The organism is Acaryochloris sp. IP29b_bin.137 (genome assembly GCF_028285745.1).
Lineage (GTDB): Bacteria > Cyanobacteriota > Cyanobacteriia > Thermosynechococcales > Thermosynechococcaceae > Acaryochloris.
Genome location: NZ_JANQOP010000245.1, coordinates 1 through 9,877, shown reverse-complemented (window position 1 = coordinate 9,877; position 9,877 = coordinate 1). Strand labels below are relative to the sequence as shown.

Genomic DNA, 9,877 nt, shown 5'->3' with positions numbered 1-9,877 from the left:
GCAACTGAAACCCCATAAACGACTCAATTACCAGAGAGGCATGAGGGCGCTATCACTGATTCAGAACACATTGTGAAACCCTTGTCATCCCCAAAGGGTGGCTGGGAACCACCACTAAATCTGCTGCCCTCATCAGAGGAACAACCGTATGATTGGGGATGATTCCTGAGAGCTCAACGCAGTCATCAAGCTGTAATTGATGGATCTGTGCAGCCCAGTAATGGTTCGTGTCTCGCCCGATGATTTGTAAGTGAATGGGCCAGCCTGTGGTTTTGAGAAAAGACGTTGCGATGAGTAAGTCGCCGATACCTTTACCGATGCAAAGGCTACCAATCTACCAATATAGAGGAGGTGCCAGGTTTGAGCCTGATGGCGTAAACGCTTGGGAGAAAACATCTGTGAGGAATCTTCTACACAAAAGTCCCAGGGAATAACCTTGTGAGGGCAAACACCGATGCGCTGCAATGCTCGGGAGGCTGTCAGACCGTAACTGCCCACCCAGTCCACTTGAGGATGGTTTAGGGCTCGACTCAGAAAAAAATTGCGAATTTTCTGTTTAAGGCTTTGGGTCGGGAGGGATTCAGCAAATAAGGCCAGAGTGCTGAGTTGATGGCGAATTGCCCAGGTTAATACTCTATAAATTGGGGTCCGCAGAACTAAATGGGTGGGGTGGTAATCAATAATGATGTTGAGCAACTGGCGAACGTTGATTTTATCTTGAAATCCAGCCCCAATCGCTCGGACTCGGCTCGCGACTAGCTCGTTGTAAGGTTGTTCGGTAAAACAGCAAAGGGTTGCCACTTCCCCAATTTGAGCGCCCAGAGCTGCCACCGTATCCACTGAATATTTTTGGGCATAGTAAGTTTCTTCACCACCCGTTGCCAGGCGAAGGAAGGCTTCTTGATAGTCCCCGGCATATTGAACAATCAGTAAGCGAATGTCTCTCATAGCAGCCCTGCCGACTGATTGAGGAGTGATTGGATAGGCAAGTCAAGATGCAAATGGAGACGGACCGCAATCGTTAGCCCTAAACACCCCAGTAACAGAAACGTTGCCAGCAAGTCCTGCAGGATGCCGTTCAGCCCTTCTTTTAGTAGACCATAGTTGACGGCAAGATAATAAAACAAATCATTGAGGGCCACGCCCACTACTGCCCCTACATTGCCAAAATAGTGGAAGCCGATCCAGATGCCCATGATCGTACAGGCAAGACGCAAGACATTGCCGCAAGTGGTGTATTGAAATTTGCCCAGGGCGAATAAGTAGGGTTCATTGGTTTGGGAGAGCAAACGAGGCCATATCCCCAAAGCCAGGATGGGAAGCATCCAAGCGGCATCAAGATAGCGGGCGTCATAGAGCGTCGTGATCAGTAGATCCCCAAACCCAGCTAAAACCAGCACCAGGAACATAGAGGCGAAAAGAAAGGGACGGCGGTTTTTGAGGATCTTTTGGAAGAGGATATCTTGGGGTTGATCCATACTTTTGCTGATGGCGGGAAAAATCACCTTATTGCTGATGCTCATCACCACCTTATAGGGCATATCGCTGAGGGTGAAGGCAATGCCGTAAATCCCCAACAACCGCAGTGAGAAGAGATCCCCCAACATCAATCGGTCTGCTTGCTCAGCAGAAAAAGTGAGCGCTGTATTAATAAAAATCCATCGACCGAGATTAAGTAAATCGTTTAGAGCATCCTTATCCCAGGCCAATTGGTTGCTGGAACCTGGAAAAAGAAAGTGACTCCACACCATTTTGAGCGATGTTGAGGCTAGCCCCCCCACAACTAGCGCCCAAATGCTCGGGGCAATGGTTGCCCAGAGAATCATAATGATGAGACCCACGGCTTGGGTTGACAACTCAAACGTGACTTGTTTCTGGACATCGAGATGCCTTTCAAGCTGGGCCTCTGCCGTAGATTCAAAGCCCGAGAAAATGGTGGTGATGCCGACGATGGGAATAAGCCACTGTAGGTCAGGATAGTTGTAAAGGGTCGCAATCGGCCAGGCAATGACTAGACAACCCAACCAGAGAACAAACCCACGAATAACGTCAAGGGTCCAAGCAGTATTCAAAAAGGCAGGATCATCGCCTCGCTTATTTTGGACGACGCTCCAGCCAGTGCCCAGATCTGAAAAGAGTTGAAGGCCAATAATAAAAATATTGGTGAGGGCCATCAACCCAAAGAGTTCTGGGGATAGCAGTCGGGTCAGAATCAGATTGCCCCCAAACCGGAGACCTTGGCTGCCGCCATACCCGATCAGCGTCCAAAGGGTGCCATGAATGACCAACTTTTTGAGGGATACCATAGGCTGGTCGTATAGTGATGAACCCGGAGTCTATAATTCTAAACTCTAGCCCACTTTTCCCATACTCTCAGGGATGCCCAATCTGTTTACCATTAGGGCATTTCCAAGGGAGTATTGAGCCCTAGACACAGCTTGTCCAAGGAAGCTTAAGGATACAGCGTTCCTTCAACCGGCTGCAGGTCGGAGGTTGTGATGGAAATGGTTGCTGTTTTGGCCTCATGGATTCCCGTGAAATCGATTGATGCAAAATCCCTGAGATAGAATGAATGTTGGAAACAGTTGTTTATATTGATTTGCAGAAGGAATAGGTAAAACCATGGCAGAAGCAACTCAGTCTCAACAACGCGGCATTATGATGACTGACAACGCTCTTAAGCATGTTCTGGAATTGCGAGAGAAGCAAGGTAAGGATCTGTGCTTACGAGTGGGGGTCCGGGGCGGGGGCTGCTCTGGTATGTCCTACACAATGGATTTTGAAGATCCCAATAATATTCAGAGTACGGATGAAGTATTTGATTACGACGGATTTAAAGTCGTTTCCGATCCCAAGAGCATGCTATATATTTATGGTTTGGTTCTCGACTACAGTGATGCCTTGATTGGGGGGGGCTTCCAATTTACCAACCCCAATGCAACGCAAACCTGCGGTTGTGGAACGTCTTTCTCTGCCTAGGATAATTTGGGAATGACTGACACTACCCTTGACGATGTCTTTAAGGAAGCCTTAGAACGCTATCAAGCTGGAGAGCCTGCTGAGGATTTGATTCCAGTCTTTAAAGACATTTGCGATCGCGCCCGTAAAAGTAGCCCTGCCTGGACCTGCTTAGCCTGGCTTTATCTGTTAGCAGAAAAGCATAGTTCAGCTTATAAAGCGGCCCAAAAAGCGGTGAAGCTCAATCCCCAGGACCCGCAAGCGCGGGTTAATTTGGCGGTTGCCATGCTAGAAACAGGGCAAAAAGGGGTTCGCAAGCATGTGGAAATTGCTCAGCAAATTGCCTTAGCTGTGCCTGAATTGCGAGATGAACTGAAAGAAAGTTTTGAGGATGGCTTGAAGCGAAAGCCCAATTGGGCCAGCTTGGAGCGGGTTCAAGCTTGGGTGTTCGAAGGGTAGTTCCGCTTTATGAGTAGCTACCCTTTATAAAGGGGAAAGGCACTTGCGATCGCACGTCTTTTATCGTTGCAGCCAGAAAAAGTTAGAGAGGGCTATGTGGGAAAAACTGATCAATGGCATAAATACCGTCCTAATGATCGACGTGTTTTTCGTCATCTTCTGTTTTGTCTGGTTTCTAGTAGGGCTGGCAGGACGGCAGATGGGCATTCCATTGGGGTTTGATATCTGGTATACGCTCTGGCCCAAAATAATTCAACCTGCCATTGGCCTAGTGATGGCAGGCTCCATCTTTACAGGCATTGTTAGCCAGATCCGCAAACGGATGCCGTCTTCTCAAGAGTAGATGCGCGTGGCTGGAGTGCTAGAGACGTTCGAATTCGTCGGGGGACAGCTCGTCTAAATCGTCTTCGTCATCCCACTGATCATATTCAACTACAGGATCGGTGAGTACGGCTTGTTGGGTTTCATACAGGGTTAACCATTTTCCCGTTGCTCGGATGCGTTTGGGAGGGTCCTGGTAGCGAGCGAAAAACCAGGGAGGTGAGGTGGGTTGAGTGATTTCAGCTTGAACACGGTAGGGATCAAGATCGGGAAAATCTGGATCCCGCTCAACCTTCACCCATACTTTTTGGCCAATTAATTCATCTGGAGACAGCATGATGATGGTTTGAACTTGAGCGCTAACATTCTCTTAAACACTTTTATTGTACAAAAATCGCGAAGCTTGGCTTTGTACCTAAATGGATTCTCAAGGTTTGGTTTTTAATAATCTAATCGTTCCCAGTCCAAATGGCAACTTGACTTCCCGGATTGAATTCCCTGGGGGATCAAAAGGTGAGGATTGCGGCGCAAATTGCTTGAGCCCCCTCTTACTCCTGGTCGGCAAACCCACAAGACTAAAAATTTAGGGTATGCATAAAAAAGAGGGTTTTATGTCAGCATTGCAGTAATGCTGGATCGTCATATTCCCAATATTTCGATCCACCCCGTGGTGGCATCAAACCGATTCAATCAACACTTTCAAGGACCAAGTTGTGACAGTTGCATTAGAACAGACTCCAAACGCCCAGTATTGGCAGTGGCGGGGATGGCGGATTCATTACGTACAGAAAGGAGACCAAGGCCCCTGTATCGTCTTGCTGCATGGCTTTGGTGCGTCCACCGATCATTGGCGCAAAAATATTGAGGAACTCTCCCGTTACTATCGGGTGTGGGCCGTGGATATGTTAGGGTTTGGTCGCTCGGAAAAGCCGAATATGGATTACACCGGTGACCTATGGCGCGCTCAGATACAGGCCTTCTGTGAAGCGGTGATTCAAGAACCCGTATTTATTGCCGGGAATTCCTTGGGGGGTTACGCCAGTCTATGTTTTGGGGTCGATTGCCCTGAATGGACCCGTGGCGTGGTGCTACTGAACTGTGCCGGATCGTTTACAGAAGTTGAGGCCAAGCTAGAACTGCCGAAATGGCGACAGCAATTGAAGGCCCAACGGCAAAAGGTGATGCGATCTCGTCCTGTAATCAACGTCATGAGCTACTTTTTGTTTAACCGCATGCGTCAGCCAGAAAATATCCGCAAAGCCCTGTCCCAAGTGTATAAGGATCAATCGGCAGTAACGGATCGGCTAGTGGACGAAATCTATCGACCTTCCCTCGATAAGGGCGCACGGGGCGTTTTTGCTGGGGTGTTTAAATCACCTCCGGGACGCAAGCTTGATCAGTTGCTGCAAAGCTTGGATCGTCCGCTGTTCTTACTGTGGGGATCGGCCGATCCGTGGATGACGCCTCAGAAAGCCGAAAAATTCCAACAGTTCTATCCAGCGGCTGAGCTAGTCTTAGTCGATGCCGGGCACTGCCCCCATGACGAGCGCCCAGAGGTGATCAATGCTGAACTCCACCGTTGGATTCAGCAGCAGCTCGCAGAGTAGCGTTATGGAACGCTCGCAGTGGGAATGATCAAGAACTTGAGAGTTGCCTTAGCACGCTGTTTGAAGAAGAGGCGGGAGTAAAAGTTCTCCCGTTTCTCCCACTATTTAGATTTTCCTAGCCACTGATGGATAACAACTGAATACTAGCAACTGCTGCATGGGCCAACATATTGGCGAGCAAATCCCGCTGCCACAGGTAGAATAACGTGAAGAGGCTTCCTCCTAACAGGGTGAAGAAGACGCCCCCTAATCCCCAAAAGGGTAAATGAGATAATGCAAACGCCATTAACGTTATGCATCCTCCAAAAGCTAGCTTTCCAGTGAAAGTTCCCAGGCGTTCTGTAGCGTATCCTCGATAGCATAATTCTTCCACGCAGCCAGATATAACGCCTAAAGCCAGTAAATAGGTCCTGGGAAGATCTTGTAGTTTGTCAATGCCCGCATTGAAACTGGGTAATTCTAAAGCCGTGACCCAGATAGTGCCCACAGGCGTAATGACATAGAGCTGAATACAGACCATCACCAATCCCCAAATCACCGTTCCAATGGTAGGTGGTTTCAAGCCAATACTGGTTAGGGGTAGTCGTTCCCACCAGAGCACTAACGCCAGGACACAACTCCCCACCAGGGTTAAGCTGAAGAGTCCGATGGTATACCCGAACCAGCTATCTGGAGGCGTCCTTTGAAGAAGAGTCAAACAGGGTAAGCTACCCAAAGCAAAGATGAGTCCAACGGTCGTCTGTATGGGCAAGGACTGGATTCTCATCGTCATGGTTTGTCCAGAATTGGTAGCAACAGCATGGATTCCCTGCGACTCTACCCCTCAAGTTTATCGGTGCTCTACTGAAACAGAGCAAAAGATCGCTCCAGTCACAATGGCCTACTATCAAATAGGTATTGTGATTGAATGCCACTATGATCACTAAGATGGCTGGTCTAAGACGCTTGATTGGGTAAGGGTTACCAAAGTTTTAAAAGCTGGATAGGTGTGTTGCAAGGAGAGGATGTTGCGATCGCACTGCCCCAACCTAGCCAGCCACCTAAATTTCTGGAACAACTGAGGTAAAAAGTGAGGCATTTTTTCGGTGGATCGGGTGTAACAAAATCAAATAATCATAGATCCATGTTTTTCTTTATATAAATAAAATAATAGCGGGCTTCTTCCTGAATGGGTCTGAGTGATACCTAAAGCCTAAATGAAAGCAATCTGAGAAAGCTGAAAGCTTTATGAGAAGGATATTTCAGAAAAACTAAACCTTGACTACCTGCGAAAAACTGAGGCAAAAAGTGGGACATTTTTGCTTTGCAGGTCCGTTATTGTCAAAACAGTAAGGTCATTGAAATCAAGCGCATTGATTTGAATAACGCTCCAAGCCCTGCGTAACGGCTTGTGAGTTGACGTCTTTTTCAAATCCAGGTTGGAGTTCTTTTATCCGTTGAACCCACCCACCTGAACCATCTAGTTTCAGCATGTCCTGCAGGCATTACTTCCTTGGGCGACCTGTTGGCTTGTGCTGCCTTGCTTTGCAGTGTGACGTATCTGTCGGCCTTACTTCCCTGCTGATGAGCGATAGTCCGAGTTCTGACCACATGCAAACCATTTATCTAGGAAAATTCTGGAGAAAAAACCATGTCTAATATCAACTTCATCAATAATGATGATCTGGGAAATCCTGTCGTACTGGATGAATTCCGTGAATCTCTGCGCGTCCGCTCAGGTCAACACTTACAAACAGGTGATCAAAATAGCGTGGTTACGGAGGGGGGCCTCAACAAGGTTGTTGTCGAACAGAACGCCTCTATCGACAGCAATCAAACCGCTATTGAAGCCAATGGTGTGGCCAGCACCGTCTTTAATCGGGGCCTAATCGATGGGGGATTCAATGGTGTCAGTGCCACTGGCAATCGCTTTCGGCTGATTAATCGAGGCACCATTGAGTCTGATAGCCGTGCGGTGGATATTAGCGATGGGGATGACAGCACTGTCATCAATTCTGGCTCGATTCTCGGCACTGACGATCAGCGGAATGGGACCCTATATGTCGATGGCACGGTGGATAACTTCCGGCTTCTCAACCAACGCCCAGGGATTATTGATGCGGGAGAAGGCAATCTTGGAGATGCTGTATCGGTGCAGGTGGGGGCTGCGGGTGATCCCACCAGCGAGCGCATTAATATTATCAACAATGGATTATTCCAAGGGCGAGGCGATGGGCCTGATGTCTTTGCCAATGGAGGCCGAGTAACAGCCAATGGTTCTAGTGGTCTTCGCTTTTTTAATGGATCAGGGCAGCCAGCGACTTCTGTTAGTGGGTCCGTCATTAATAACGGTACGATTACCGCTGAAGTCAATGTGGGTTTCCTCGGCGGCCTAGTGGTCGAAGATGGGGTGGGCTTTGATGGGCAAATTATCAATGGCCGGGATGGTCTGATTAATGGTCCTCGGAATGGTCTTTATATTGGTAATGCAGATCATGATCTAACAATTCGCAATTTTGGCACGATTCAAAGTGGCAGTCGGGCCGTCAATATCGATGGTACAGGTGTAGATCTGCTGAATAATGGCACCATCGTTGGGACTGGCAATCAGCGCAATGGCACCGTCTACTCAGATGCCACCGCAGACAACTACCGTATTTTTAATGGTCCAAACGGCGTTATTGATGCTGGTGAAGGCAACCAAGGTGCAGGAATTGCCCTACAGACGGGAGACGTTGCTGGCGATGTGGTTCATTCGACATTAACGAACCTTGGTACGATTCAAGGTCGAGGCCAAGCAGCTGCTAACTTAGGCTTAGCAGGTGATGGTCTAAGAATTTTCTCGGGTGTTGATGGTGGAGGCACAGTCTATCGAGGCAACATCTTTAACCGAGGCGACATTTTATCCGAGAGTCTCCAAGGGGCAACGGCTGCGGTTCGCTTTTCAAACGGTCTGGCTTATGAAGGGACTTTGACTAACGCCAGAGGCGGCCTCATTGATGGTGCTCAAAATGGTTTGTATTTTGGCGATGCTGAGCATGATGCCACGGTCATCAATCGTGGCACGATTCAAAGCAGGAGTCGAGCGGTCAATATCGATGGTTCGGGTGTTGATCTGCGTAACTTTGGCCAAATTCTGGGGACAGGTGATCAACGTAACGGTACTGTTTACGCCGACTCTACCGCAGAAGCATATTCCATCTTTAATGGACGCTCAGGGTTGATTGATGCGGGTGAAGGCAATAACGGTGCAGGTGTATCGTTACAGACAGGCGATGAAGATGACGACATTGTCGAGGCCTCTCTCCGAAATGACGGTATCATCCGAGGTCGAGGCAATGGCGTGGGTAATCAGGCTGGCGATGGTGTTCGTCTGTTTACGAGTGTGACTGGATCTACAACCTTTGCAGGTGACTTGGATAATCGAGGTCAGATCTTAGGCACTGATGATGGCATCGATATTCAAACTGGGGTGACGCTAGATGGCGACATCAATAACGCTGGTTTGATTGCCGCAAATGAGATTGGGGTCAACATTAGTGGAGCGCTTAATGGTGAATTGAATAACCAAGGCGCCATTACCGGGGGAACTGCTGCCATTAATGCGAGTGCAGCTACTGCTGGAGTCACCGTTAATAACCAAGGTGAGATCAATGGTGATGTGATCCTGAGTAACTTTGACGATATCTTTAACGGTACTGATGGAACCGTGAATGGCGTCATTGATGGGGGTGGAGGTAACGACCGTTTGATTGGGAGCCGTCAGAACGAGAATTTCGTTGGTGGCAATGGCCAAGATACGTTCGTGTTTGGAAGAAATTCAGGAACTGATTTCGTCTTAGACTTTTCAACGGTTGGCGAGATTGATGCTCTTGATTTCAGCGCTGTTTTTAGTGATATTGACGAAATTTTGGGTGTTGGCGGCGCTGCTACGCAGGTGGGCACTAGCACCTTGATTGAGCTGGGCAATAACGATTCGGTCCTCCTGATAAATGTCTCTGTGAATGACCTCACAGCGGATAACTTTATCCTCTAGACAAGTTAGCGGCAGGCTTGAAGCCTGCCGCTGATCCTATCAGTTAGCAGCGCTGATGCTAGCGCAAGTGTATTGAGAAACTTATGGACTTTGAGTTCTAGCTGTTTACCTGACTAGATGGCTAGAGCATTAGGTCTCTGTTCGTTTTAACTTAACGACATCGTTATTGGACACGGGACGGTGATGCTCCAAATATTCTTCCACCATTTGCTCACTGATATTGCCCGTACTCCAGGCTCCATAGCCTATGGCCCACAAATGTTTCCCCCAATATCGCTTCTCTAACTCTCGATACTCTTGCTGAAGACGTCTTGATATTCGTCCTTTCAACTGCTTGACAATATCACTGATCGATTTCGACGGGGGATACTCAATCAGCATATGAACACGATCTTTACTGACCACCCCTTTTAGTATGCGGATATCCTCTGCATCACTTATCTGGATGAGCAATTCACGACATCGTTTTTGCACTTCGCCTTTGAGAAACTGATAGCGATACTTGGTGACCCACACG

General features: G+C 48.3%; 10 protein-coding genes. 5 read left to right on the top strand and 5 right to left on the bottom strand.

Annotation, left to right across the window (positions count from 1 at the left end; genetic code table 11):
- Positions 1-52: 52 nt before the first annotated feature.
- Together Q0991_RS25235 and Q0991_RS17345 are read right to left on the bottom strand one after the other, a co-directional pair.
- Entirely contained in the window at positions 53-292 is a 240-nt protein-coding gene (locus Q0991_RS25235) for a hypothetical protein (protein WP_366524993.1), read from the bottom strand.
- A 652-nt stretch (positions 293-944) separates the two neighbouring features.
- Positions 945-2,306, bottom strand: coding sequence for an oligosaccharide flippase family protein (locus Q0991_RS17345; protein ID WP_299490632.1), 1,362 nt, complete (start codon positions 2,304-2,306; stop codon positions 945-947).
- Between the two features lie 316 nt (positions 2,307-2,622).
- On the opposite strand from Q0991_RS17345, the gene Q0991_RS17340 reads away from it, so the two are divergent.
- From Q0991_RS17340 to Q0991_RS17330, 3 genes are all read left to right on the top strand, one after another.
- Positions 2,623-2,979 carry an iron-sulfur cluster assembly accessory protein gene (locus tag Q0991_RS17340; RefSeq protein WP_299490629.1) on the top strand — a complete coding sequence of 119 codons (357 nt, stop codon included), beginning with the start codon at positions 2,623-2,625 and terminating at the stop codon, positions 2,977-2,979.
- Between the two features lie 12 nt (positions 2,980-2,991).
- On the top strand, positions 2,992-3,417 hold the full coding sequence (locus Q0991_RS17335) for a tetratricopeptide repeat protein (protein WP_299490627.1): 426 nt from the start codon (positions 2,992-2,994) through the stop codon (positions 3,415-3,417).
- A gap of 94 nt (positions 3,418-3,511) precedes the next feature.
- Positions 3,512-3,760 carry a hypothetical protein gene (locus Q0991_RS17330; protein ID WP_299490625.1) on the top strand — a complete coding sequence of 83 codons (249 nt, stop codon included), beginning with the start codon at positions 3,512-3,514 and terminating at the stop codon, positions 3,758-3,760.
- Positions 3,761-3,778: 18 nt separating this feature from the next.
- Here the strand turns inward: Q0991_RS17330 and Q0991_RS17325 are convergent, their stop codons facing one another.
- Positions 3,779-4,075, bottom strand: a complete 297-nt coding sequence (locus Q0991_RS17325) for a hypothetical protein (RefSeq protein WP_299490622.1) — start codon at positions 4,073-4,075, stop codon at positions 3,779-3,781.
- Between the two features lie 376 nt (positions 4,076-4,451).
- Between Q0991_RS17325 and Q0991_RS17320 the strand changes: the two genes are divergently transcribed.
- Complete coding sequence (locus Q0991_RS17320; protein WP_299490619.1) at positions 4,452-5,345, top strand: alpha/beta fold hydrolase; 894 nt, start codon at positions 4,452-4,454, stop codon at positions 5,343-5,345.
- A 115-nt stretch (positions 5,346-5,460) separates the two neighbouring features.
- On the opposite strand, the gene Q0991_RS17315 is transcribed toward Q0991_RS17320, so the two are convergent.
- Positions 5,461-6,117, bottom strand: coding sequence for a CPBP family intramembrane glutamic endopeptidase (locus tag Q0991_RS17315; protein WP_299490617.1), 657 nt, complete (start codon positions 6,115-6,117; stop codon positions 5,461-5,463).
- Positions 6,118-6,975: 858 nt separating this feature from the next.
- Between Q0991_RS17315 and Q0991_RS17310 the strand changes: the two genes are divergently transcribed.
- The gene (locus Q0991_RS17310) at positions 6,976-9,360 is read left to right on the top strand and encodes a calcium-binding protein (RefSeq protein ID WP_299490615.1); all 2,385 of its coding nucleotides are present in this window, start codon (positions 6,976-6,978) and stop codon (positions 9,358-9,360) included.
- A 129-nt stretch (positions 9,361-9,489) separates the two neighbouring features.
- On the opposite strand, the gene tnpA is transcribed toward Q0991_RS17310, so the two are convergent.
- A complete protein-coding gene (tnpA, locus tag Q0991_RS17305) occupies positions 9,490-9,876 on the bottom strand; it encodes an IS200/IS605 family transposase (RefSeq protein WP_299490611.1) in 387 nt (128 codons plus the stop codon).
- Between the last annotated feature and the right edge of the window lies 1 nt (position 9,877).

What these genes read in the sequence shown, in the direction of transcription:
- Q0991_RS17340 (WP_299490629.1), top strand. Translation starts at nt 2,623, where the DNA reads ATGGCAGAAGCAACTCAGTCTCAACAACGCGGCATTATGATGACTGAC.
- Q0991_RS17325 (WP_299490622.1), bottom strand. Translation starts at nt 4,075, where the DNA reads ATGCTGTCTCCAGATGAATTAATTGGCCAAAAAGTATGGGTGAAGGTT.
- Q0991_RS17330 (WP_299490625.1), top strand. Translation starts at nt 3,512, where the DNA reads ATGTGGGAAAAACTGATCAATGGCATAAATACCGTCCTAATGATCGAC.
- Q0991_RS17310 (WP_299490615.1), top strand. Translation starts at nt 6,976, where the DNA reads ATGTCTAATATCAACTTCATCAATAATGATGATCTGGGAAATCCTGTC.
- Q0991_RS17345 (WP_299490632.1), bottom strand. Translation starts at nt 2,306, where the DNA reads ATGGTATCCCTCAAAAAGTTGGTCATTCATGGCACCCTTTGGACGCTG.
- Q0991_RS17335 (WP_299490627.1), top strand. Translation starts at nt 2,992, where the DNA reads ATGACTGACACTACCCTTGACGATGTCTTTAAGGAAGCCTTAGAACGC.
- Q0991_RS17315 (WP_299490617.1), bottom strand. Translation starts at nt 6,117, where the DNA reads ATGACGATGAGAATCCAGTCCTTGCCCATACAGACGACCGTTGGACTC.